The organism is Streptomyces sp. NBC_00433 (assembly GCA_036015235.1).
Taxonomy (GTDB): Bacteria; Actinomycetota; Actinomycetes; order Streptomycetales; family Streptomycetaceae; genus Actinacidiphila.
On the sequence record CP107926.1, the window covers coordinates 5,437,156 to 5,461,946 of the forward strand.

The 24,791-nt window shown below is 69.6% G+C and carries 19 protein-coding genes and 2 tRNA genes; 8 read left to right on the top strand and 13 right to left on the bottom strand.

From position 1 onward, the window contains the following. Positions 1-131: 131 nt before the first annotated feature. Positions 132-2,333 (top strand): tetratricopeptide repeat protein, encoded by a 2,202-nt coding sequence (locus OG900_23340; protein WUH95884.1) that lies wholly within the window; start codon positions 132-134, stop codon positions 2,331-2,333. 543 nt (positions 2,334-2,876) lie between these two features. Here the strand turns inward: OG900_23340 and OG900_23345 are convergent. Together OG900_23345 and OG900_23350 are read right to left on the bottom strand one after the other, a co-directional pair. Next, positions 2,877-4,088, bottom strand: a complete 1,212-nt coding sequence (locus OG900_23345) for a hypothetical protein (GenBank protein WUH95885.1) — start codon at positions 4,086-4,088, stop codon at positions 2,877-2,879. Positions 4,089-4,327: 239 nt separating this feature from the next. Continuing rightward, positions 4,328-4,403: transfer RNA gene (locus tag OG900_23350), tRNA-Glu, on the bottom strand. A 174-nt stretch (positions 4,404-4,577) separates the two neighbouring features. Between OG900_23350 and OG900_23355 the strand changes: the two genes are divergently transcribed. Then, complete coding sequence (locus tag OG900_23355) at positions 4,578-4,928, top strand: metallopeptidase family protein (protein ID WUH92754.1); 351 nt, start codon at positions 4,578-4,580, stop codon at positions 4,926-4,928. A gap of 426 nt (positions 4,929-5,354) precedes the next feature. On the opposite strand, the gene OG900_23360 is transcribed toward OG900_23355, so the two are convergent. Continuing rightward, entirely contained in the window at positions 5,355-5,729 is a 375-nt protein-coding gene (locus OG900_23360) for a hypothetical protein (protein WUH92755.1), read from the bottom strand. A gap of 240 nt (positions 5,730-5,969) precedes the next feature. On the opposite strand from OG900_23360, the gene OG900_23365 reads away from it, so the two are divergent. The 4 genes from OG900_23365 to OG900_23380 all read left to right on the top strand — a co-directional run bounded on the left by OG900_23365 (position 5,970) and on the right by OG900_23380 (position 12,806). Then, positions 5,970-8,147 carry a DEAD/DEAH box helicase gene (locus OG900_23365; protein WUH92756.1) on the top strand — a complete coding sequence of 726 codons (2,178 nt, stop codon included), beginning with the start codon at positions 5,970-5,972 and terminating at the stop codon, positions 8,145-8,147. Positions 8,148-8,409: 262 nt separating this feature from the next. Continuing rightward, on the top strand, positions 8,410-11,523 hold the full coding sequence (locus tag OG900_23370; protein ID WUH92757.1) for a hypothetical protein: 3,114 nt from the start codon (positions 8,410-8,412) through the stop codon (positions 11,521-11,523). A 93-nt stretch (positions 11,524-11,616) separates the two neighbouring features. Next, positions 11,617-11,689: transfer RNA gene (locus OG900_23375), tRNA-Lys, on the top strand. A 649-nt stretch (positions 11,690-12,338) separates the two neighbouring features. Then, positions 12,339-12,806 (top strand): type II toxin-antitoxin system HicB family antitoxin, encoded by a 468-nt coding sequence (locus tag OG900_23380; protein WUH92758.1) that lies wholly within the window; start codon positions 12,339-12,341, stop codon positions 12,804-12,806. An 827-nt stretch (positions 12,807-13,633) separates the two neighbouring features. On the opposite strand, the gene OG900_23385 is transcribed toward OG900_23380, so the two are convergent. The 3 genes from OG900_23385 to OG900_23395 all read right to left on the bottom strand — a co-directional run bounded on the left by OG900_23385 (position 13,634) and on the right by OG900_23395 (position 15,971). Further along, entirely contained in the window at positions 13,634-14,287 is a 654-nt protein-coding gene (locus OG900_23385; GenBank protein ID WUH92759.1) for a class I SAM-dependent methyltransferase, read from the bottom strand. 82 nt (positions 14,288-14,369) lie between these two features. Further along, on the bottom strand, positions 14,370-14,876 hold the full coding sequence (locus tag OG900_23390) for a hypothetical protein (protein WUH92760.1): 507 nt from the start codon (positions 14,874-14,876) through the stop codon (positions 14,370-14,372). A 195-nt stretch (positions 14,877-15,071) separates the two neighbouring features. Continuing rightward, on the bottom strand, positions 15,072-15,971 hold the full coding sequence (locus OG900_23395) for an ATP-binding protein (GenBank protein ID WUH92761.1): 900 nt from the start codon (positions 15,969-15,971) through the stop codon (positions 15,072-15,074). Positions 15,972-16,216: 245 nt separating this feature from the next. Between OG900_23395 and OG900_23400 the strand changes: the two genes are divergently transcribed. Both OG900_23400 and OG900_23405 read left to right on the top strand, forming a co-directional pair. Further along, complete coding sequence (locus tag OG900_23400; protein WUH92762.1) at positions 16,217-17,479, top strand: helix-turn-helix domain-containing protein; 1,263 nt, start codon at positions 16,217-16,219, stop codon at positions 17,477-17,479. Next, the gene (locus OG900_23405; GenBank protein ID WUH92763.1) at positions 17,476-17,988 is read left to right on the top strand and encodes an NUDIX hydrolase; all 513 of its coding nucleotides are present in this window, start codon (positions 17,476-17,478) and stop codon (positions 17,986-17,988) included. The genes OG900_23400 and OG900_23405 overlap by 4 nt, the downstream gene beginning before the upstream one ends. A gap of 35 nt (positions 17,989-18,023) precedes the next feature. On the opposite strand, the gene OG900_23410 is transcribed toward OG900_23405, so the two are convergent. The 7 genes from OG900_23410 to OG900_23440 form a co-directional block, all read right to left on the bottom strand. After that, positions 18,024-19,196, bottom strand: a complete 1,173-nt coding sequence (locus tag OG900_23410; protein WUH92764.1) for a hypothetical protein — start codon at positions 19,194-19,196, stop codon at positions 18,024-18,026. Positions 19,197-19,949: 753 nt separating this feature from the next. After that, a complete protein-coding gene (locus tag OG900_23415; protein ID WUH92765.1) occupies positions 19,950-20,711 on the bottom strand; it encodes a hypothetical protein in 762 nt (253 codons plus the stop codon). Between the two features lie 2 nt (positions 20,712-20,713). Beyond that, positions 20,714-20,941: a hypothetical protein gene (locus OG900_23420; GenBank protein WUH92766.1), complete on the bottom strand. Its 228-nt coding sequence runs from the start codon at positions 20,939-20,941 to the stop codon at positions 20,714-20,716. 584 nt (positions 20,942-21,525) lie between these two features. Beyond that, complete coding sequence (locus tag OG900_23425) at positions 21,526-21,840, bottom strand: MazG-like family protein (GenBank protein ID WUH92767.1); 315 nt, start codon at positions 21,838-21,840, stop codon at positions 21,526-21,528. Beyond that, the gene (locus OG900_23430) at positions 21,837-22,502 is read right to left on the bottom strand and encodes a dTMP kinase (protein ID WUH92768.1); all 666 of its coding nucleotides are present in this window, start codon (positions 22,500-22,502) and stop codon (positions 21,837-21,839) included. The genes OG900_23425 and OG900_23430 overlap by 4 nt, the downstream gene beginning before the upstream one ends. Continuing rightward, a complete protein-coding gene (locus OG900_23435) occupies positions 22,499-23,989 on the bottom strand; it encodes a B12-binding domain-containing radical SAM protein (GenBank protein WUH92769.1) in 1,491 nt (496 codons plus the stop codon). The genes OG900_23430 and OG900_23435 overlap by 4 nt, the downstream gene beginning before the upstream one ends. Further along, positions 23,958-24,782: a hypothetical protein gene (locus OG900_23440; protein WUH92770.1), complete on the bottom strand. Its 825-nt coding sequence runs from the start codon at positions 24,780-24,782 to the stop codon at positions 23,958-23,960. Before OG900_23440 ends, OG900_23435 begins: the two co-directional genes overlap by 32 nt. Between the last annotated feature and the right edge of the window lie 9 nt (positions 24,783-24,791).

Sequence of the window (24,791 nt, forward strand, 5' to 3'; positions counted from 1 at the left end):
GAGGGAGAACGGCCTGGCCGGATTGCGGCCGTCAAGGCGTGAACGTGCGATTCGTGCAGACGAAGATGACCTTGGCATATGCGCACGGCATGTGGATGTTCGAGGTGCGCGGGCCGGACAAGGGGGCGCAGATGGACGGTTCACCGCACGGCGTGCACCACAACAGCATCTCGGGAGACGCGCAGCTGACCGGCTTCACCATCCAGGCCAGGGATGTGCACGGCGGCGTCCACGTCTACGCCCCGCCCAGACCCGTGCCCCGGCAACTTCCGCCCGTCCCCGGCCATTTCACCAACCGCGCCGCCGATCTCGCGGCCCTGGACCGGCTGCTGGCACGCCCGCCGGCGCGACAGGGCGGCCCGGCGGCCGCCGCCGTACCGCTGATCGTGGTCAACGGGCCGGCCGGCATCGGCAAGACCACCCTGGTCTCCCGCTGGCTCAGCGGCCGCACCGCCGACTTCCCCGGCGGCCAGCTCTACGCCGACCTGCGCGGCCACACCGAGCAGGGGCCTGCGGCGCCGGGCGAGGTCCTGGGACGCTTCCTGCGCGCGTTCGGCGCGACCTCGGTACCCGCCGACCTGGCGGAGCAGACGGCCGAGTGGCGGTCGCAGACGGCGGGCCTGAAGGTGGCGGTCCTGCTCGACAACGCCTTCACGGCAGCGCAGATACGCCCCCTGCTGCCCGCGGGCCCCGGCAGCGTCGCCGTGGTGACCAGCCGCCGGCGGCTGACCGGACTCGCCCTGGACGGCGCCGACTTCCACCATCTCCAGGGCATCGACGCCGCCGACGGGGTCGAACTGCTCGCCCTCGGTATCGGCGCGGACCGCGTGGCCGGCGAACTCGCCGACGCGCAGCGTTTGGTGGACCTGTGCGCGGGCCTGCCCCTCGCCGTGTGCCTGGCGTCCGCGCGGCTGGCTTCCCGCCCGCAGCAGCCCGTCGCGGCACTCGCCGAGGCGCTGGCGCCCGACGCGGACGGGCTCGCGGCACTCGACGTCGAAGGGGAGGTCACCGTGGGCAAGGCCCTGGACGCGTCCTACGCGGTGCTCGACGCCGAGGCGGCACTCCTCTACCGGCGGCTGGGCCAACTCCCGCTGCTGACCGCCTTCGACACCCTGACCGCGGCGGCCGCCTGCGCCAGATCCCCGCGCTGGGCCGCGCACCGCCTCGACGTACTCGTGGAGGCGAACCTGGTGGAGGTCGGCGGCCCCGACACCTACCGCTTCCACGACCTGGTCCGCGTGCACGCCCACGGCCTGGGCGCGGCGGACACCGGGGACGGCAGCCCGGAGGTGACCCTGCGGCGCCTCTGCGACTGGCTCCTGCACACCACGACCGCCGCCGAACAGCGGCTGACGCCGACCCAGTTGATGCTGCCCCGCGACTACGCCTACCCGCCCGACCTGCCGCCGCCCTTCGCCGACGACCCCGGCGCCGTCCGGTGGCTGGACGCCCACCGCCTCGACCTCATGGCCGCGATGCGGCAGGCCGCCGACCGCGGCTGGTACGCCCTGGTCTGGCAACTCGCCAACGCCATGTGGCCGTTGTTCCTCCGCCTGCGCCACTACGACCTGTGGATCGAGGCCTACGACATCGGGCTCGCCGCCGCCCGCAGCGACGGAAACCCGCGGGCGGAACGGCAGATGCTCACCTCCGGCGCCATCGGCCTGAACGCGGCCCGCCGCTTCGACGACGCCGCCGCCCGCTACGAGGAGGCACTGCGGGCCGCCAGAGCCGCGGGCGACAGCCGGGACGAAGGCCAGGCGCTGCTCGGCATCGGCCGCTGCCACCGGGAGGCCGGCCGGCCCGACGCCGCCGTGCCGTATCTACGGCAGGCCATCACGGTGTGGGAGGCCTGCGGCTACCCGCGCGGCGCGGCGCTGGCCCGTACCGTACTCGGCGAACTGGCCCTGGCGGACGGCCGGCCCGACGAGGCCGCGGCCCACTTCGCCCAGGCGCGGGAGGCGCTCGTGGCGGTGAACGACCCGCACGACGCCTCCCGCGCCCTCGCCTTCCTCGGCCGGGCCCGCGCGCTGGGCGGCGACCACGAGGGCGGCGCGGCCCTGATGGCGGAGGCGCTCGCCGTCTTCGCCGCCTCCGGCGCGACGCACTGGCAGGGCCGAGCACTGGAAATGCTCGGCGACAGCGCCCGCGAGAACGCCGACCACCCCCGTGCGGTGGACCTGTTGACGCGGGCGCTTGCCTGCTACGAGATCACCAGCCCGGCGGACGCCCGCCGGGTGCGGGCTCGCGTGGACGAGCTGTGGGCGGAGGCGGGGTCGGAGGCGGGCTCAGGGGAGGGCGCCCAGGCCGCCCCGGAGCGGGACGTCCCGTGACGGCCAGGTCCGCGTTCGCGAGGCGGCCGGGTGAACCGCCCGCCACCAGGTAGGCGTGCAGGCAGGACGGGACCAGCCGATGGTGCTGCCAGGCGCCACCCCGGCCCGTACCCCGGCCGACGGTCAGGCCAGGCGGGAGGCCGGCGCAGGCGACTGCCCATCCGCCGCCCGCCAGGGCCACCGCGCGGAGGGCGGCGCCCGGGTGGTCGGCGAGCAGGCCCTCCAGCCGGCGCCGTGCCTCGCCCTCCGGCCGGGGCAGGCTCGCCGCCACCACGTCCGCGCAGGCCGCCGACCGCCGGTCAGCGCACGTATCGGCGTCCACGGCGAAGTGCTCGTCGAGGACGTGGAGGACGTCCGGGAGGTCGGGGACATCGGGGACACCGGGGACGGAGAGCCCGGGTGCGGATACGGGTGCCGGTACGGTCCCGGGTGCGGCCGTCAGCGCGAGGGCGCGCCGTCCCCACCGCAGCGTGACGTCCAGGCCCGCCGACGGCAGTCCGACGCCAGGGCCGGCCGCACGCAGCGCCACCGTGACGAAGCCGGTCACGCCGATTCCCGTTCCGTGCCCCACACCAGCTCGTCCCACCCCGGCGGTTCCGGCAGCAGCCTGGTCACCGGCGGGTGCGCCGGACTGCCCAGCCCCATCACGCGGTACATCAGCGCGCGCATCTTCCGCGCGAAGAGCCCTGGTTCCGAGGTGATCCTGGCGGCGACGGCCGCGCGCCCGGAGTCCCTCTCGCCGTCCCGCCGTTCGGCGGCCGCGTAGTCCAACTGTTCGAGCAGCGGGTGTCCCGGCGACAGCGCCGGTACGGCGAGGGCGAGCGCGGCGGCGGGGGAGGCCGGGTTGACCTCCTGCGCCGGCGGTCCGGTGAGCAGCAGCGCCGCCTCCGTCAACGTGCCGTACAGCGTGACGGATCCGTGGTCGCCGATGACCACGTCGGCGGCGATCAGTATGCTCCGCCAGTCCGTTTCCGGCGGCACCAGCGCGATACCCGCCTGCCGGCACCGCGCCATCCACGACCTGACCTGCCAAGCGCCGTGGCCGGACCAGATGTTCGGGTGCGTGAGCACGGCCACCCGGTGCGTGTCGCGCGGGATTTCGCTCATCAGCCGCGGCAGCAGCGCGTCGAAGCGGCTGAAGGACGACCACGGCCCCCAGGTGGAGGCGGCCACCACCAGCTTCCGCCCGTCCGACAGGCCGAGCGCCCGCCGGAAGGCCGGGCGCAGCGGCAGGCTCGCCGTGATCCGGTCGTGCACCGGGTCCCCGACGACCTCGGCGCGGGGCACCGCCTCGGGGCAGTGCCGGCGCAGCTCGCGCAGCTCGGCCCGGTGCGGCAGCACGACGGCCGCGGGCAGCCGCCCGCCGGGCATCAGGTCCACCTTGCGCATCCCGGCCACCCCGGGATCCTCGGTGCCGACCACCCGCTTCAGATACGCCGCCCCGTGCGGCATCGTGATGAGCGGCGCCCGCAGCTCCTCGACCCCGAGCCGCCCGGCGGCCAGCACGAGGTCGAACTCCATCCGTACGGCCTCGTCCCACGGCAGCACGGCGCACCCCAGCCGCGCGAGCAGCGCCGGCACCTCGTCCCCGAACACGTGCGGCGGCGCCGTGAAGACCACCTGCACCCTGAAGTCCCCATCCAGCAACGGCAGTACGTCCAGCAGCCGCTGCACGTACGTGACGGTGTGCGCGACCACCAGCACTCTCTTGCACCCGACAACCGTCAGATACTGACGCGTCGCCGCGTCCGGCATCCGCCCGATCGTTCGTAAGGCTGACACGACATCCCCCAGGTATCTTCGCTCCGGGCAACCAACCTGGCGCCCAGCGACGGGATGCCCGAGGGGGCGGACGGATCCCTTGCCGTGCCCTTGCAGAAACCTTGCACGGGCCTGTCGGCGTATCCGGACGCGCATCACGCGGGGCGCGGGCGCCACCTCGGTGGCGCGGGTTCTCCGGGAGGGCGCGGATGACTCGACGCGCCAAAAGAAGGTGGTACCCCCAACGGGATTCGAACCCGTGCTACCGCCTTGAAAGGGCGGCGTCCTGGGCCACTAGACGATGAGGGCTAACCGGCCAGCCGTCAGCGCCTTGCGACGCAGTTCGGGGACGTGAGGAGCATAGAGGATGCGCGGGGGCTTGGCCAAACCCGTTTGGCCAAACGGGTCTGGCCGAGCCGTTTCGGACCGGCGGTTCCGGCGCGCGGGGGGACCTCCGGGGCGCCGCCCGGGACAATGGGGGGCGTGCTGGAGATGAGCCGCGAGGCGTTCGAGGAGCTGGTCGGGGAAGCGCTCGATCGCATCCCGTCCGAATTGACCCGCCTGATGGACAATGTGGCCGTCTTCGTCGAGGACGAGCCGCCCGCGGGCGAGCCCGATCTGCTCGGGCTGTACGAGGGCACGCCGCTCACCGAGCGCGGTGAGTGGTACGCCGGGGTGCTGCCGGACCGGATCACCGTCTACCGCGGGCCGACGCTGCGGATGTGCGAGAGCCGCGAGGACGTCGTGGCCGAGACGGAGATCACCGTCGTGCACGAGATCGCCCACCACTTCGGCATCGACGACGAGCGGCTGCACCACCTCGGCTACGGCTGAGGCGCCCGGGGCCGCACCGCCGGGACGGCCGGGGTGCCCCCCACGGAACCCGGCGCCGGGCGCTGCAGCCGTACGGGCGCGAGCGTGTGTCCTGGCGTGTCCTGCCGGGGCGCGGGGCGTTGGACACGGGGAGACACCGCCCGGTGGCGTACGCCCGCAGCGTGCGCGCGCTCCCGTCACGAACCCCCGAGGTCCGCGCCAGATGCCCCCAGCACACGCGCACGCAGCGGCAGCCGCAGCCGTCCCCGCACCAGAAGCCGAAGAAGCCGCAGCCGCCCCTGAAGCCGCACCCGCACCCGCACCCGCACCCGCGGTCGGCGGCGACCGCAGGCCCGGCGCCCGGTCCCGTGGGGTGCGGTCGGCCGTGCTTGCCGCACTGGTCGCGGCCGCCGTCGCGTCGTGCGTCAGCGCGGGCGGTGAACCCGGTCACAGCGGGCCCGCGACCGCCGGTTCCAGCGGGAGCGCCGCCGCGACCGGCCGGGACCACCCGGCCCCCGGCGGCCCGTGGCGGCCCGGCGCGGGCAAGGACGGGATGTCGCCGTCTCCCGCGGCCCCCGGCGGCTTGCCCTCGCCGGGGACCGCGGGCTCACCGGCCCCGGGGACCACCGGCGGCGCCCGGGGCCCCGGCGGCCGCGCCCTGCCACCCTCGGCGGGCGACCCGTCCGTACCGCAGCCCACCGCGGGCACCCCGCCGACCGCCGAGCCGACCAGCAGCGCGCCGCCGACCGCGGACCCGACCACCCCGCCGCCGGACGACCCGTCCCCGTCCGCGACCGACACGGGCTCCGATTCCGGGACCACCGGCGGACCGCAGCCACGTATTCGCAGGTCAGAGCACCATCGGAGAAGGGATTCGCCAAAGAGGCAGCTGATGCGTAAGCTGGTAGATCGTTTGATCCCCTGATCCCATTGCCTGGCGCCTGATTCGTTGCGCGCCGCGTGGCGCGTTCCTTTTCTCCTGTGGCTGACCGCATCGAGGCGGTTGTAAGCAACCTGCGGAGCTGGCGCGTGCCGTAAGTCTCCGAGAGGTTTTGCTTCCGCATGTCAATTGACAGTGCCGACCGTTCCGCCATGCCCGAGAACGCCGCCGACGCCGCCACAGAAGAGTTCGTCGTCGAGACCGTCGTCGAGACGGCCCCCGAGAGCCCCGCCGAGCCCACCGTCACCTTCGGCGACCTCGGCCTCGCCGAGGCCATCGTCCGCAAGCTGAACCAGAACGGCGTGGTCACCCCCTTCCCGATCCAGGCCGCCACCATCCCGGACGCCCTTGCCGGGCGGGACATCCTGGGCCGCGGCCGTACCGGCTCCGGCAAGACCCTGTCGTTCGGCCTGCCGCTGCTGACCCAGCTGTCCGGCGGCCACACCGACAAGCGCCGCCCGCGCGGCATCATCCTCACCCCGACCCGCGAGCTGGCCATGCAGGTCGCCGACGCGCTCCAGCCGTACGGCGACGTCCTCGGCCTGAAGATGAAGGTCGTCTGCGGCGGCACGTCCATGCAGAACCAGATCTACGCCCTGGAGCGCGGTGTCGACGTCCTCGTCGCCACCCCCGGGCGGCTGCGCGACCTGATCAACCGGGGCGCGGCCATCCTGGACCAGGTGCAGATCGCGGTCCTGGACGAGGCCGACCAGATGTCGGACATGGGCTTCCTGCCCGAGGTCACCGAGATCCTCGACCTGGTGCCGGCCGGCGGCCAGCGCCTGCTGTTCTCCGCCACGCTGGAGAACGAGATCGACAGCCTCGTGAAGCGCTACCTGGTCAGCCCGGTCACGCACGAGGTCGACGCCGCCCAGGGCGCGGTCACCACCATGACCCACCACGTGCTCGTGGTGAAGCCCAAGGACAAGGCGCCGGTCACCGCCGCCATCGCCGCCCGCAAGGGCCGCACGATCATCTTCGTCCGCACCCAGATGGGCGCCGACCGGGTCGCCGAGCAGCTGATCGAGTCCGGCGTGCGCGCCGACGCGCTGCACGGCGGCATGACGCAGGGCGCCCGCACGCGCACCCTGGAGGACTTCAAGGCCGGCCAGGTCAACGTCCTGGTCGCCACCGACGTCGCCGCCCGCGGCATCCACGTCGACGGCATCGACCTGGTCCTCAACGTCGACCCGGCGGGCGACCACAAGGACTACCTGCACCGCTCCGGCCGTACGGCCCGCGCCGGCAAGTCCGGCACGGTCGTCTCGCTGGCCCTGCCGCACCAGCGCAAGCAGATCTTCCGGCTGATGGAGGACGCGGGCGTCGACGCCTCGCGCCACATCATCGGCGGTGCCGGCGTCTTCGACGAGGACGTCGCCAAGATCACCGGCGCCCGCTCCCTCACCGACGTCCAGGCCGACGCGGTGCAGAACGCCGCCGCCCAGGCCGAGCGCGAGGTCGCCGACCTCACCCGCCAGCTGGAGCGCGTCCAGCGCCGCGCCACCGAGCTGCGCGAGGAGGCCGACCGCCTCACCGCCCGCTCGGCCCGCGAGCGCGGCGAGGACCCGGACGAGGCGATCGCGGCCAAGGCCGCGGAAGCGGCGGCGGCCGCCGCCGCGGTGGTGACCGTGCCGGAGCCGCGCGAGGAGCGCCAGCCCCAGCAGTCCTCCTACCAGCGGCGCGACGACCGCGGCAATTTCGACCGCCGCCCGTCCTACGGCAACCGCGACCGTGACGACCGCCGTACGTCGTCCTCCTCGTACGGCAACCGCGACCGCGACGACCGCCGCCCCTCGTACGGCGACCGCGGCGAGTCCCGCCCGTCCTCGTACGGCAACCGCGGTGACTCCCGCCCGTCCTCGTACGGCAACCGGACCGACTCGCGCCCGTCCTACGGCAACCGCGACGACCGCCGCCCGTCGTCCTCCTCGTACGGCAACCGCGGTGACTCGCGCCCGTCGTACGGTGACCGGACCGACTCCCGCCCGTCGTACGGTGACCGGACGGACTCGCGTCCGTCGTACGGCAACCGCGGTGACTCGCGCCCGTCCTCGTACGGCAACCGGACCGACTCCCGCCCGGCGTACGGCAACCGGACGGACTCCCGCCCGGCGTACGGCAACCGCGACGACCGCCGCCCGTCCTCGTCCTCGTACGGCAACCGTACGGACTCGCGTCCGGCGTCCTCCTCGTACGGCAACCGTGACGACCGCGACAGCCGCCCGTCCTACACCCGCGACAGCAACGGCCCGTCGTCGTCGTACAACGACCGCAAGCCGCGCTGGAAGCGCAACGGCTGACCGCCTCTGCTCCACCCCCGAACGGGCCCGCCGCCTGCGACTTTCGCAGGCGGCGGGCCCGTTCCGCTGTCGGCGGCGTGCTGTTAGAGTTCGGCGATTCGCAGGTGACGGCCGGGTGGCCGTCGGGGGGCTGGGGGGCTCACGCAAAGCGACGCGCGTATTGACGCGGCAGTTCACGCTGCCCGCGTCCCCGTCGTGGCGCACTCCTGCGCGCTTGCTGTGCATTCGCTGCTTTTGCCGCACCCGCAACGGAGGCTTTTCTGTGGCACGTTCGACGCCCCGCGCCCTGAACAGGGGTCTGACCAGGGGCGGACTGGCGCTGGCTCTGTCGTGCGCGCTCGCGGCCCCCTTCCTCGGCCCTGCCGCTGCCGCGGGGGCCGCGGCGGACGGCCCGCCGCCCTACGACGTCGTCGTCCCGCCGGTGAACGCGCCCCAGCTCATGGACGACAGGGTGGGACTCGCCGGAACCACCGGCTACGAACGGATGAGGCCGGAAGGCCCCGTGACCTGGGTGCCCTATGACGGCGGGACGCCGGTGGCCGTTCCGCACCCCTCACTGCAGATGGCGATACGCCTCCCCGACGGTTCGGAGCGGATGGCCTCGGTGTCCAGCACCAAGGAAACACTGACCGATACGGGGACGGGGGCGACCACCGACGTCACCCTGCCCGGCAACGGGACCGTCGTGCGCGCGGCAATCGGGACGCCCGACGGCTGGGCCATGCTCACCACCGCCAAGCCGGCGGGCTCCACGACCGGATTCTCGTACCATCTGCTGCGCGTCAACGGCAGCACTGTGACCGACATCCCGCTGACCGGTATCCCGCAGAACGCGACGGTGCACGGCGGGACGCAGACAGCTGAGTCCGGCGGACGGCTGCTGCTGGTGTACAACGTCGGCGACGGACTGGACATCAGCCTGGTGGACCCGGTCACCGGCGCTGTCGACACCCTGCCGGACTTCACCCCCGGGGACGGCGTTCGCCAGGTCGTCATCACCGCCGACTCGATCGGCTGGTATTCGGCGGGCACCGTCCATCTGGCGGCCCTCTCCGACCCGCGTACCGAGACCCGTACGATCACGCTGCCGCCCGAACTCCACGCCGACACGACGAAATACGTCGTCACGCTGACCGACAGCGCGATCCTCGCGGTGCGTTCGGGTTCGGCCTGGAACGACGGACGGAACGACCCGCTCTACTCCGTCCCGCTGACCGGCGGTCCGGCCACCGAACTCCTCCCGGACGCCTCTGATCTGCAGACGTACAACGACGGCGGCGCCGTCGTACGCGGCGGCCCGGACGCGGAGCACTGGAGCGCGTACCGGATCCCGCTCGGCGGAGGTGCGCCAGAAGCACTCTTCCCCATCCGGGAGCTGACCCCGGTGCGCTACGGACTCACGCTCGCCCAGGGCCGGTTGCGCTTCCTGGAGGGCATGCCGGACGCGCGCGACAACTTCACCGAGGGCACGCTCCTTTACCAGTACGAGGGCGTGGCACCGGTCCCCCAGCCGACGTCCGCGCCCCACCTCGGCATCCTGCCCGTACCGCAGCCGGTCAGCCTGTGCGACGACCGACACCACTGCACGGTCAGCCTGGCCGACGGCGGCACGTACGGGGGCGTCACGTACGTGGCACGTGCCGTGAACGGCAAGGACGCCGTCCACGCGGCGAACACGCCCTCCTACCGCGGGGTCACGCTGGACTCCACCGGCGGCCGGATCGTCGACGCGTCCGAGAACTACGCCCTCTACAACAGCGGTTCGAACGGCAAGCAGTACATCGTCCACCTCGGCTACGACTCCGTCGTCCTCACCCGCCCGATCGCTGCGGCGGCCCTGTGGGGCGACACGCTGTGGACCGCGACCGCGACCAGGGGCAAGGTCGACCAGCTGGACCTGCGCAGCCGCTACACCGACGGTCCCGCCGCCCGTGCCCCGGTCACCACCGACGCGCCTTGCGTGATCGAGGAAGTCCAGGCACTGGGCGACTGGCTCTACTGGTCGTGCGGTGCGAACGGCCCGGCCGGCGTCTACGACCGTACGGCCGGGAAGTCCGTCGCCGTACCCGCGGGACCCGCGCTGCTGGGCGACGGCTTCGTCCTGCGGCACGCAGGCGGCGAACTCCAGGTCACCGACAGCAGGACCGGTGCCACCCGTACGGTCGCCGCCCTGCCGGCCCAGCCCGCCCTGTCCGGCGGTGACCGCGGGGTGACCTGGACGGTGGACAAATTCCGCGGCCAGATCGCGTACACCCTGCCCGACGCCACCACCCACCTCATCCCGTCCGGCATCGCACCGTCCCCGCTGACCGCGCAGGAGGAACTGGACCCGGTGACCTCGGTGTCCGGCCGTGTGACCGGCTCGGGCTGGGAGACCTCGCTGCTGCTGTCAGGACCTGCCGCGTCCTGGAAACTCGAAGTCCGCCCGGCAGCGGGCGGCGCAGCGGTCCACACGGCAGGCGGCGGTGTCACCTCGGCGACGGTGTCCACCTCCTGGGACGGGAAGAACAAGGCCGGCCACTACGTGCCCGTCGGCCGCTACACCTGGAAACTGACCGCCGTCCCGGCCAACGGCCTGGGCCCGGACCTGGTCCGCACCGGCCCCCTCCAGCTGCACTACGGGCTCGCCGTAGCCCACGACTACAGCGACGACGGCACCGGCGACCTCCTCGGCGTGACACCGGCCGGCCGCCTCGACGTCCGCAGAGGCAGTGGCACCGGCACCGTGCTCGCCGCCGGCAGCGATCAGCAGAGCGGCGGCTGGCCGACCGGCTCGCGTTACGTGCCGATCGGCGATGTCGGCGCGAACGGCGTCAGCTCCCTGCTGGTCCGCTCCTCAGCCGGCGTCCTGACCCGCTACACCGGCTACGGCCGCATCACCACGTCCTCGCCGCACCTCACGATCGGCGGCGGCTGGAACACCTACAACCTCCTGACCTCCCCCGGCGACCTCACCGCCGACGGCCGCCCCGACCTGGTGGCCCGCGACGCCGCCGGCAAGCTGTACCTCTACGCCGGCACCGACAAGGGCTCCTTCTCCTCCCGGGTCCTGATCTGCGGCGGCTGGCAGGGCTACAACCTGATCGCCGGCGACCCCGCGGGCGGCCTGCTGGCCCGCGACACGGCGGGCGTCCTGTGGCGCTACAGCGCCAACGGCAAGGGCGGCGTCCTCAACCGCGTCCGCATCGGCGGCGGCTGGCAGGGCTACAACGCCCTGGTCCCCGCCGGCGACCTCACCGGCGACGGCGTGACCGACCTCCTGGCCCGCGACACCGCGGGCGTCCTGTGGCGCTACAGCGGCGACGGCAAGGGCAGCGTCACCACCCCCCGAGCCCGCCTCGGCTCCGGCTGGCAGATGTACACCACCCTCCTCTGACCGTCCCACCCCCCTCGGGGTGCCGGGACCTGCACCCCCGACACCCCGTAACCCGGCGGAGTCCCTCCGGGGACACGGTTATGCTGTCGGTGCGGGCCGTTAGCTCAATTGGCAGAGCAGTGGACTTTTAATCCATTGGTTGTGGGTTCGAGTCCCACACGGCCTACTCGGTCCGGCCTCCTTGGAGGCCGCTGACCTGCGGGTTCCGTGCCCCGGTCGCCTTCGGGCGGCCGGGGCACAGCCGTGCCGGGGGGCGTGCGTGAGCGATGCGTGAGCGGGCGTAGCGAACCGGGCCTGCTGACTTCGCCGGTCGTCGGGGTACGTATGGCGGCAAGCTGGGTGTGCTCGACGGCTACGACGATTGCGCACTGCTGCCGGGAAGTTGCGGCGAGCCCTGTTCCGCTCCGATGTCGACTGCTGGTCGGCGGGGCACCTTAAGGGCGACGTGCACGCAGTTGCAGCATGACTCGATGGGTCACCCGTCCATCAGTGCGCTGAGGCGCTCCGAGGGTCGAGTCGTCGCGTCGGGGCGGGGCTCCGCCGTCGGAGTAGTTGTGTCTAGTCTCGCTTGACTTGACGTGTCTAGTGTTACTAGACTTACACTCGTGAAAGTGCCGAGACCTCATCGGCAAGATCCGGAAAGCCGCCAAAGCAAAAGGCGTTCTCTTCGAAATGCAGCGGCAGAAGGGCAGTCATCAGATGTGGACGTGCGGTTCCACGCCCGTCGTCATCCCCAAGCACAGCGAGGTCAACGAACTTACAGCAGCAAGCATCTGCAAGACGCTGGAAACCGAACTCGGAGAGGGGTGGTGGCGATGAGTACATACCGTGTCACGGCACGCCGCAGCGGCGATTGGTGGGCTCTCGAAGTTCCCGACCTGCCCGGAGTTCACAGCCAGACGAAACGACTGGACCGCGCTGCCAGCGAGGCACGGGAAGCCATTAGCTTGATGCTTGATGTCGAAGCTGACAGCATCGAGGTCGAAGTGGAGACCCAGCTCCCTCCGGAAGCGAGGGAAGTACTGCAGGCCGTCGCCAGAGCACACAAGGCCGCGGAAGCAGCCGCGTTGCAGGAGCGCGAAGCCATGGTGCGCGCAGCGTCTGTCCTTACACAAAATCTCAGCCAGCGGGATGCCGGCGAGGTGATGGGCGTGTCCTTCCAGCGGATTTCGCAACTGCTGAAGTCGAACGTGTCTCGACCTTCCGTGTCGCGCGGGAAGCAGAAGGATCGCAAGGAGGATCAGACGCGTGACAGGCGCGCAGCCAAGCGTCACGTCGGCTAGCCAGGCGTAACGACATCACGCCGAAACCAGGTGCCCTCGCCAGAGCGTCTGCGTGAGCGGTGGTCGAGCTTGCGCATCTTCTCCCTCATGCTGGCGGGGACCTCCTCACGGCGGAGCTCCAGATATGTCCGGACTGTTGCGGCGACCAAGTCCTTCTTGGTCATCCCGAGGAAGTAGGCACCATCGGCGATTAGCTCGTCCAACGCTGCATCCACCTTCAAGGGTGCCGTTGTGCGAGTTGCTCGACTTCGCGTTCCTTCTGCGCTCTCCATGTGTCGCCTATTCTTAGACTCTGCGTAGGCGCCTTGTGCTGGGCCTCCTTGGAGGCCGCTGACCTGCGGATTCGGTGTCCCGGTCGTCTTCGGACGGCCGGGGCACAGCCAAGAGACACCCTCTCCTCCCACACACAAATGACCCCGGCCACCGCGGTGGTTCCGCGCCGGTCCTGGTTGGTGAGAGATGCGGGACAGTTCAGTGCATGGCCACCCAGACGAGGCTGCCCGCGAGGAGCAAGCCCCACAGCGAGATGATCGCGGTGACCACCCGTCGGATCGTCCGGGTTCGCTGTCGGGAGACGACGGCGAACTGCTCGGGGTCGTGGGTCAGGGAATCGGGCTTACGCCACTCCGCCGACCCCCACCAGGTCAGCCCCCCGCAACGAGAGCTACGAGAGTCGCCCTGCCCACCCACTCGCCTATCTCGAACGCCGTCATCTGCAGGCACCTTTCTCCAGCACATCGGGACCCTACCGTTCGAGGTGCATCGAACACCGCATAGCGAAGAGCCCCGCCCGTTTCCGACCGGGGCGACGTGGGCTGGGCTCGGCGTCACGCCTGGGCGCGGACCAGGAGCGTGCCAATGTGGTCAGGCTCGGGGGCGTCGAGGACGCGGGCTTGGGCAGTGGTGAAACCGGCCCGAGTCAGCAGGCGTTCCCATACGGGCGGGCGGTAGCTGTAGCGGTAGGTGAACATGGCCTTCCCGGCAAAGCCGCCCTTGTACATGCCCTGCGGACCGTACGCACCGGGGATGGCCGGGGGCTGTGAGAAGACGAAGACGCCGCCGGGGTTGAGGCGCTTCCGGACGAGCGGAAAGAGCTTTGACGGGTCGGTGAACCAGGCGGCTCCGAAAATGGAATACACCGCGTCGTAGGCCTCGGCGGTGGAGCCGAGGTAGTCCAGTACCTCGGCGCAGTGGAACTGCGCACCGGTCGTCCCCCACCGCTCGGTCGTCCTTGCGACCATGACGGGAGACAGGTCCACGCCTGTAGCTTTCACGCCGCGCTGCGCCAAGTGGGCGAGCGCGCGCCCGGTGCCGCAGCCGATCTCCAGCACACTCTCCGGGTCGCCAAGGACTTCGGGGCCTGGGCCGTGGCCGGCGTACTGCGTCCAGTGGAATACCGGTTCGGCGTCCTCTTTGAAGGCGCTGCCGGCGTAGGCATCCCAGAGCTCGGTCTCGGCGGTGATGTCGTGTTGCGCAGGCATCTGTGTCCTCTGCTTGCGGGAAGGTGCTGTGCCCCGCCCCATGATGCCCGCGAGCATCGGAAGGGGCAGGGCACAGTGCCGTTCAGTGGCTGTCGGGGACCTTGTTGTCACACGGCGAGCAGTCCGTTCCGTCGATCGCCCACAGCTCCTCGTCGATGTCGAATCCGATCGAGGTGAGGAAGTCGGCGGTACGCAGGCACAGGCCGTCGCTGCGGCGCTCGATGAACGGGGCGTGGTGCTTGTACCGACCGCCGTTGTAAACGTCGCAAAGGGCGAACCAGACGGGCGTGTCGAGGATGAGTTGGTGGACGCCGATGTCGACGAGCTTGCCGACACCGAGGTGAACGTCCGGATGCTCGATGCAGGCGAGGGTGTACATGACGGCGTTGCCGAGGATCCGTTCGGCCATGTCGCGGACCATGGTGTGGTCGCGCAGCAGGAGGGCGATCTCGCGGTCCCAGAGGGTCATGCCGCTGTCGAGGATGTTGACGGTCAGGTGCGCGATGTCGGGCTGGACGGCGTTGAGGAGTTCCTTCGGGTCCCGAGTGCGTAACCCGATACCGGTGTCGATCTGGACGGCTGTGGTCATGGTGCTGTCCTCCTGTTCTGGGGGTGAGCGGGGCTTCTGGTCCGCCAGCCAGCTGCTGGAGACCCGCACGGCGCCCTGAAGGCGTGACGTCGTGCAGTCCGGACGATCGGCGACATCCACCGGCGCCTGGGCTCGCTGGGGGGCGCTCGCACAGCCGCGTCAGCGGGGGAGGGGTCGGGGCGGCGAGTGTGCCGGTTATGTGCGGCCTCCCGGGCCCGAGGCTGGCGAGCGTTGCTGGGCAGACGGCTGGTGGGCGGCCCAGTCCTCGCGGGCGGCGATGAGCGCGGGGCGCACCTTCTCGTCGAGCAGGTCGGCGTGGGCGTGGAGCTTCGCGGCGACCTCGGCGAGACCGCGCGGGTCCAGGCCGAGGATCCAGCGCCCCACGCAGACCTGGAGGTTGACGACCGGCACACGGAGGGCGGAGTCGGTGTCGTAGGGATTGCAGTCGATGCTGCCCTCGAAGACCGCGTCCTCCTCGACCCCTTCCCATACGTCTGGGGCGGTGAGGGGCAGCATTGGGCCTTCGAAGAAGTTCCGGTGGTTGATGGCGGCCAGCCGTTCCGGGAGCTGGCCCAGAGGTACGTCGGCCTCGGTCGGGTCGTCCTCGGCCCAGGCGGGGAGGTAGCCGTACGTCGCCGGTCCGCTGTCGGTGGTGATCGTCCACTTCCCCGGAGTGCTCCACGGAGGAGGCGTCCCGTCAGACGGCCCGAGTTCGAACCAGACGACCTTCCCCGCCGGGTCGGGGGCGCTTCCCCAAGCGGTTGCCAGGGACTCGACCAGGAGCAGGCCGCGTCCGCCCTCCGCCTCCGGCGAGCTGTGGCGTCGGTGCGGGCGGGCAGGACTCACATCGGTGATCTCGACCCGGACCCGCACGCCGGTCCAGCGCACGGCCACCGCGCAGGAGGAATCGGTGTGCCGGACGGCATTCGTGATCAGCTCGGTGGACAGCAACTCCAGGTCGCCCAAGGTGTCGTCCGGCAGCGGCACGTCCCAGCCCCGCACCAACGCGACGATCTTGCGCCGGGCTTCGGGCACCGCCTCGGATTCGGCTTCGACGCGGAATCCGTACGGGCTCGTGCGATGGCCGGTCATCATCCGCGGCCCTTCACGTGAAGTCGGTCGCGATGGCGCGAAAGTACGGTGCTGGGCATGGCGCTTGACCTTTCATGAGTGCGGCGGGAGGGGTTGGCGACGCACCGTTGCGTCACCTGGAGCAACGGAGCACCCTCAGTAGACGACTGCGTGTCGCACGCAAGAGACTCCAGCGCGTGACCCCAACTTGGAGTCAGCGGGCAAACCCGGGCCGTAGCCTCGGATCAGCCATACGGAAGAAGGTGCTCGTGACCGGAAGGGAGCGGGAGCCGCAGGAGATCGTCGCGGGACTCCTCGCCGATCAACGCCTGCTCGCGGCCTGCGCGGAGCGCGACATGGGCACGCTCTTCCGGCTGCTCAACCACCGCGGGATCAGCACTCGCCGCATCGCCGCGGCCGTCGACATCACCCAGGGACGGCTCTACGACTACATGAACGGCAAGAGCAGGGTCGAGAAGCTGGCCATCTTCGAGCAGATCGCTGACGCCTTCCACATCCCTGGCCACCTCCTCGGCCTGGCGAATCGCCCCTGGGAGCCGGCCGCGCAGCCACCGCCTCCCGCACTTGGCGATCCGCTGCCGGACGGCGACGACATGGCGGCGATGGACGCCTTCCGGACCGCAGACCGACAGGCCGGTGGCGGACGCCTCTACAACGCCGTCGTCCGGCACCTGCGTGACAACATCGGACCGCGGCTTGTCGACGCTGAAGGCACCCCGCACGTCTTCGCCATCGCCGCAGTACTCACCGAGATGGCGGGTTGGATGGCCCACGACTCAGGGCAGGACGGCGTGGCCGGACGCCACTTCACCCGCGCGCTTCCACTGGCTCGCGCCTCGGGTGACACCCCGCTCGCGGCCAGCATCGCGGCGAGCACTAGCCACCTTGCCCTGCAGACCGGCGACCCCGCTGCAGCCGTGCATTGGGCGCGGACAGGCCTCGACTTGGCGTTGGCCGGCCCCGTCGTCCCCACGCTGATTGCCCGCCTGCACACCATGTCCGCCCGAGCCCTGGCCGCAGCCAACCAACCCGATCCAGCTCTACGAGCCCTCGGCCGCGCCGAAGAAGCTCTCGAAGGGGCGGCCGATGCGGAACGCCCCTGGCTGAGTCCGTTCGACGCAGCGGCACTGGCCCTCGAATCCGCCCTCGTCCTGCGCGACCTCCAACGCCACGACCAGGCCCGCGCACGGGCCGAACACGCCATCCGCCTACGTGAGTCGAGCCGCACCCGATCTCTGGCCTTGAGCCGGATCACCCTGGTCGGCCTTCACCTGAGCTGTGATGAGCTGGACGCTGCCGTCACCGTCGGCCACGACGTCCTCGCAGCCGACCCCAACCTCGGCTCAATCCGCGTCCTCCGCCAACTCGACGACCTTCGCGCACTGCTCGCACCCCACCGCAGTCACCCACCAGTCCGCGCACTGCTGACGCGATTCGACGAGACGAGACGGGCGAGAATGCTCTTACTCGCCGACATCGTTCCCCCGTCCAGCAAAGGCGCCACCCTATGAGGCCCACCCCCGCCGACCCCGAAGCCTGGAACGCCTACCTAGCCGAGGGCAACGCCACCCAGGCCCGCAAACGCGTCTCCGCCGATGTCCTCCTCCGCGACGAGCAGGGCCGCGTTCTCCTGGTGAAGCCCACCTACAAGCCGGGCTGGGACCTCCCCGGCGGCATGGCCGAAGCGAACGAGGCCCCCGATGACGCGGCCCGCCGCGAACTCAAGGAGGAGTTGGGCCTCGACGTCACCTTGCACGGTCTGTTGGTCGTCGACTGGGTTCCCCCGCACGGCCCCTGGGATGACCAGCTCGCTTTCATCTTCGACGGGGGGATACTCAGCCGCGAGGAAGTAGGCTCCTTGCGTCCACATGACGACGAACTCGCTGAGACGCGGCTGGTTCTGCCAGAGCAGGCGGCGGCCATGCTTCGCCAACGTTTGGGAGATCGCTTCCGAGCGGCTCTAGCATGCTGCACTCATTCTGTGCCGAGATTTCTGCGTGGAGATGAAGTTGTCGAATAGAATTGCCATTCTGGGCGTCGAGGGTTGGATTAGTGTTACCAAAAGCGACGTTTCCCATTCTTCTTGAACACCTTTTTTGCTTCTTTGGTGAAAGCGGATATTGCCGCATCGTTGATGGTCAATGTGAGAGCGAGTTGTATCCGTACGGGCTGATTTTCGGGCTGCTCAAGGAGGGCGGGAACTCGTTCGATCTCTCTGGCTGCACGGTCGATGAAATCCCGGATGTCTTCTGCGGGCTGGCTTGCCACGAGAGCGGCCAGTGATGCAGCGGTTTTCATGCGCTCCGGGAAGACCGCCCCCCGAATATCGGCCGCCCAGTCGAGGAGATCTTCATAAGCGGATACGACGCGTTCGGCCATGTGGATAATTCTGCCGGGATCTCCGGGTTCGCCGAGTGCGCCGAAAGCATTCAACTGCGCCTCCTCGGTTAGCACGGACATTATTCCTCCCGCAATTCCAATCGCATCGTCCCAAATTCCTTTGAGTCGGGCCATTGCTGCATCCTCATCTAGGTAGACCCCAGTTCTGCGACCATGCCCGCTCTGGTAATCCAGCCATTTTGGCTCAATTTTTTTCCTACCTTGGACTAGTGCCCCGGCGAATAGCAGGTATTCCCAGGCTGGTGGGGCTTGTGCAATCAGAAGATCCTGCTCAGGGCGGCTCTCAGGGATCCTGTTGATTCTGACTTCCTTGGGATCCTCTGAGAGGGACGCAAGCATGTTTGTAATGCCAGATAGCTTATTCATGACGTCGTTCGCTAGGAGATTTGGGAACAATTCTCGTACGCTCGCAAACCTCTGGAGAACTTCGGAAAGGTAAGCTGGCCCACTCCAACTCACGTCGATTCCTGCTGCCTGTCCTGCGGCGAAAACCTGCGCTCCGATTTTCTCTGGAATCGGGTAGTTCGACAGAAAAGTCCAGTGAGCGATGTCCCAGTCTGCTGCCTGTTTTAGTGAAATTGCTTTCCGTAGATCCCCTATCATTTTTGATTGAATCTCACTGTCGAGGCTCTTGTTCTGGATCCGCTTGAAGCAATGCATGGCGTACATGCGCTTTTCGGATTTCAGATATCCATCGTTTCCGCGATCTGCCCGGTCGTCATCGATAGGCAAGAAGTCTGCTCCGTGCTCAGCCATCAGTACGGCATTGCAGAGCCGGGTGAAGTCCTGGGGCGTGGTGATCAGTTCGATTTGAGCTTGAAGGTTCACCTACTCAGGTTAGCGCCTTGACTATGAAGATCGTGGTGCATTTTCTGATACTCCCTTCGCTGTTCTTGGGTCCGGTGAATCCCATGTCTACGAGTCGTACCTGAGAGTTCTGCCCTGACTCCGCCTCAACGTCAGCAGGTTCTCTCGACGGCCGCTGGCGTTTGGGTGGGGCGCGCAGTTCGCGTGAGCGACGCGTGAGCGGACGTGCTGGCACTGGGCGGTGCGGCACGGACAGGGCGGCGACCCCTGTCCGCCTGACCAGTAACTTTCGGATGACGGCTCACCGTCCACCACCGCCAGGCACGTCCTGACCAGGACTTTTAATCCATTGGTTGTGGGTTCGAGTCCCACACGGCCTACGGGGTCCGACTCCTTCGGGGGTCGCTGACCTGCGGTTTCGGTGCCCCGGTCGCCTTCGGGCGGGCGGGGCACAGCCGTGAGGAAGGGGTCGAGACCAGGCGATCGCTCGGTGAACGGGTATTGCTGCAAGGAGGTACGCAGGAGCACCGCAGTGCCACGGGCAGTCGGGACCGTGAACTCGTCGTCGGCGCTTGAGCGAGTGATGTCCACGCGGTAGTCACCGGGCTGGTGATATTCGTCCGTGCACCAGTCGGGCTCAGAGATGGTGACGACTCCGTGGTCGCACGTGGGGATGGTGACCGTTTGCGGTGTGATGTTGCCTTCGTGCATGGCAGAAATCTCGCCGAACGGGCGTCACCTCGTCGTAGGTTGGCGCGAGATCAGCTGTCCGGGTCACTCCTCATTCAGGAGTTCGGCGGCCGCCTTGGGATCCATCAGGGTCGACCAGGCCTGTTCGGCTGGGAGGAGGGAGCGGCTGGGAAGGGCGTACTCGGGGTACCAGTCGGTGGGCTCACACCCCGGGACATGGCGCAGGACGACGGCGGTCAGGTCGTCGGGGACGGAGCCGGTGATACGTACCGCCACGTAGGTCTCATGGCCGTCCTCGGCGCGTACCAGGATGCCGAGACGGAACGTGGCGAAGTCCGCGGCGTGCTCGTGTCCGTCGTGCAGTGACCCACGGGTCAGATCACGGATCGCCGAAGCGAGCCGGCGCACGAGGCGGGTGCCGGCTTCGAGCTGGTAGCGATCACGATCGTCCTGGTCGGGCAGGAGATGGCCCACGTAGGTCTTGCCGGCCAGGGGCTGGCGGTGGTCGACGTTGTAGCGGGCTCGTGCTGCTTGTGCGTTGGTCTCCAGTGCAGAGTAGAAGTCGTCTGACGACCCGTCCTCGCGTTGTCCGGCGGCTATGAGCCAGGGCAGGTCCGGGTCTCTGTCGATCCAGACTGCTCCGCGCCATCTCTGGATCTTGACCTTGAAGAGGATCTCGTCATCGATGGCGCGGATCCGCTCGTGGCTGGTCTCGTCGTCGTTGAAGAGTTCCCGGGCCTTCGTGAGGAGAGGGTGGTCCACCTCGTCGAGCGGCTTCCGCGCCGAGGGCAGCGGAAGCTTCAGGTCGTCGCGGAGAGTGCGAAGGGTGGGGCGAGCGGGCTGCACGGTCAGTCGTCCTCGCCTACGCCGCCCAGTTCCCTTATCCGCTCAGGTGACAGTCCGGTCAGGAGCGAAACGCTCGACTCAACGGATCCGTCGAGCTTGCGCATCTTCTCCCTCATGCTGGCGCGGACCTCCTCACGGCGGAGCTCCAGATATGTCCGGACTGCTGCGGCGACCAAGTCCTTCTTGGTCATCCCGAGGAAGTGGGCACCATCGGCGATCAGCTCGTCCACAGCTGCATCCACTTTCAAGGGTGCGGTTGTGCGAGTTGCTCGACTTCGTGTTCCTGCTGCGATCTCCATGTGTCGCCTCCTGGTACCAGATGGTACTCCTATTCTTCGACCCTGCGTAGGTGCCTGGATCCGCCACTCCCCAGCGTGGTCATAGGTTGCGTGAGCGGCGATGTGGCGGCACTCATTGTTCCCCGGCGGATGTCGTAGCAAGCGGCATCCACCTGACCTGCGAGTTTCGGATGGGGGCCTACCGACCTGGGCTCCACCGTGTTCGCGGGGCCGCAGGGAGCAGGAGCTGGGGCCCTGCTGGGCCCGAGGGTCGGCGATCATGCCCCGCCGGGCGAGCTAGAACGATCCTGAAGTGCCTGCCGGCTGGTTTCAGCCGGGCCCCGGTGCGGCCGGCGGTGCGTCTCCGCCCACCGGTCCACAGCCTGCTTGAGGGCGGGTGCGGGGCCACCGCGGCTTCACGGTGCCGGGCACGCATCTGGGGGTGGTCGGTCGGGTGCCACCCCGGGCCGGGGTAGCACCGGAGCGGTACTCCAAGGAAAGGCTGCGAGACGCCCACGAGACGGACCGGTCTCGGCTTACGCCAGCGACCGGTCGGTGATGACGCTCACCCGCTCCTTGAATACCTTCGCCGCGTCGGGGGTGAGCGTCGCCAGCGCGACCATGCTGCTGAGCATTACGTCGCACAGCTCGTTCTGGACGTCCTCCCACGTGTGGCTCTGCCCCTTGCGGGGGTTGGCGGAGACGGCGCCCATCGCCGCCTGTGCCACCTCGCCGACCTCCTCCTGGACTTTGAGCAGACGCAACAGCCGCGCCTGTGCCGGCGTCGCGTTGTCCTTCTCGTCCAGCCACTGCACGAGCTGGTGGATCTTCGTCCAGATCTCGTCGTTCACGACGGTGGTGCTCCCTGCGTGCGTGCGGATTTCAGATCAGGGGCGACGCTACCGAGCCTCCCGGGCGCGTAGGCCGCTATCTGCTCAGCAATCACACCGGAGGGTGTGGTGCTTGTGTCGATAACGAGGACGGGCACGCCCATGCCGCGCAGGATCACCACCACCTCTGCGTACAGTGCCGACTCGCGTGCAGGGAAGTCCGGCGCCCGGTTGAAGCGGTGTGTGGCACCGCGGACCGCGATTCGGGCGGCGATGCTGTCGGGGTCCGCGTTGAGGATCACCGCGAGGTCCGGCATGCGTATGCCGGCGTTGAGGTCGAGCAGGTACTGCCGCGGGACGCCGTCGAGTGCCTGAACGACGAGCGTGGACGCAAGGTATCGGTCGCTCACCACGGTGATCCCGGACTCCAGGCGCGGGACCACCTCGTGGGCCAGGTGGTGATGCCGGTCGCCGACGACCAGACAGGCCAGCGCCGCCCCGCTGTAGTCGTCCGCGTTCTTGCGGATGAACTGGCCCAGCGTCGAACGGGAAGGTTCGGTCGTCGCGTGGGCCTGCTCCCCGCGGTTCACCAGTATCTGGACCAGGGCAGTGACAGTCGTGGACTTCCCGACGCCGCCAGGGCCGTCGACGGTGATGAAGCGTCCTGGGCGTCCGCTCGTCATGCGGTCACCGCCGAACCCGTGCTACGGGCGTGCTGCTCGCGGGCGATCTGCGCCAGAGCTCCGCGCAGTTGCGGCAGCGGGGTGTCGGCGAACTGGATGCCCACGCTGAACGCAAACTCGTCGCGTTGTCTCATCGCTTCGTCCGCGCCGTGATCTGTCAGGTCGACGTCGGCGTAGGCGGTCATGGCGGCCGGGTCGTAGCCATCCGCCAGGAGCTTGTCCCACACCGGCGACCCCGGATAGGGCCGGAACCCGAATGCAGACGCGCGGAATCCACCGGGCAGCCGGTCGGACAGATCCCACAGGCGCCGGATGTGCGTCAGCGTCGCGGCCAAGTCCTCCGCCCGCTCCGAGGGGTAGCCCAGGATGAAGTAGCCCTTCACGTTCACACCGCGCCGCATCAGCCGTTCGGCGACCCGCAGCGTCATGTCGGCGGTGATCCGCTTGTCCATCGCGGCCAGCACCCGGTCACTCCCGGACTCGATCCCGAGCGCCACCTCCCGCATTCCAGAGGCAGCAAGGGTGTCGAGCATCGCGTCGTCCTCGCGATCCAAGACGTTGATCCGGCCCGTCGCATCCCACACCCACCGCTCTCCGACCCTGTCCGCGGCGAACGCGTCCATCATCGGGTGGATGATGCGGCGCGCACCGAGGAAGAGGTCGTCGACGAACCGGAAGGCGCTCACGCCGTGGCCGTCGGCGAGTTGGTGCATCTCGGCGAGGATGTTGTCCGGCGTGCGGGTGCGGATCGTCAGGTCCGGGTTCTTGCTGACTGCCGCGCCGCAGAACCAGCAGTCGTAGGGGCAGCCGCGCGCCCCGACCATGTTCGCCTCGCGTCGGCCGTCGCTCGCCAGGTACGGGTCCTGCGGCAGGAACGCGCGGTCCAGGGACAGGCCGTCGATGTCCGGGCTCAGCCAATGCCGAATGCGGGCCGGGTCGTGCTCGGTGCCCTCGACGGTCGTGCCGAGGATCCGGTCGCGCCACATCACGCCCGGCAGCTCCGCGCGCCGCCCGACGTCGTCTAGGAGCGCCGCCACGCGGGTCTCACCTTCGCCGACGACCAGCGCGGCAAGGCGGCTCATGCGGGGGTCGGCGATAATGGTCTCCGGCGCGGCCTTGGCGTGGTGGCCACCGACCATCAGCCGTACGTCGTCGCCCAGGCCCGCCGCGATCCTCGCCGACAGCTCGTAGGTGGGCGCCAGGAGGTTCAATCCGGCCCAGCGCGGTGCGGCGTCGTTCGCCAGCCGGATCGTCTCCGCGATCCCCAGGCCGTGCGCCTCGGCGTCGAGAAGGCCGACGTTGTAGCCGGCCTGCGCAGCGTAGGTGGCGATGTACCCCATGCCGATGACCGGCAGGGTGTAGTCGGTCAGGCGCGGCCGTAGCGAGTAGTCCCGCAATGGGGCGTTGATCAGGAGCAGGTCGAGGGGCCGCCCCGGGGCAGCACCGGCGATCAGGTCAGGGACGTGGCGTAACGGGCGGTCGGGCATGGATCCCCCACGCGAGTGTGTAGGTGGTCAGGGCGTGAAGTTGCGGCCGGTCTGGCGCCCATCGGGACCAGGCGGCTTCGAACTCCCGCGGCGATTCGGGCAGCGGCGCCGATGGGGCGGCTTTGGCCGCCCAGGTGCGCACCGCCAGGTCGCCGTGCGGGTAGACGGAGTAGTCGCCGGTGAAGTCCGCGGCGGCGCAGGCAGCGGTCCACGGGCCGATGCCCGGTACCTCCTGGAGGGCCTTCACCATGTCGTCGGGGGCCAGTTGGCTCCAGTCCTCGCCGTGCTCCAGGTAGGCCGCCGCCGCAGCCGGCAGGGCCTTGCGGTGCAGCGCCGCACCGATCGCCGCGAACTGCTCTTCGGCCAGCTCCAGGACTTCGTACGGGCCGGGCACGGTGTGCATCCTTCCGGCCGGTGTGTCCCAGGAAGGGCCGTAGGTGGTGATCCACCGCTGGTAGAGGGCGCGGGCCTGCGGGGCACGGATGATCTTCCGCAGGAGACCGCTGGTGATCGCCTCCCACAGCGTTGGCGACGGCAGGCGATGCACCGTCCCCAGGGGGGCCAGGGCCGTTGTCAGGGGACCCGGGGCTCGGGGCGGCAGATTCACCGGCCATGTCTCGATCGCGGCAACGGTCTTGTCAGCGGCCGAGCCACCCAACTTCGTCGGCACCAGCTCGGTTCCGTCCCACACGACGAACCAGGCGTCAGGGCCGGCCGTGACCAGACGGCAGGTCGTACCGTCCGGACACACTGTCCACGCCGGATGGTCGGTCAACAAAGTGGTTGTGGTCATCGTGATGCC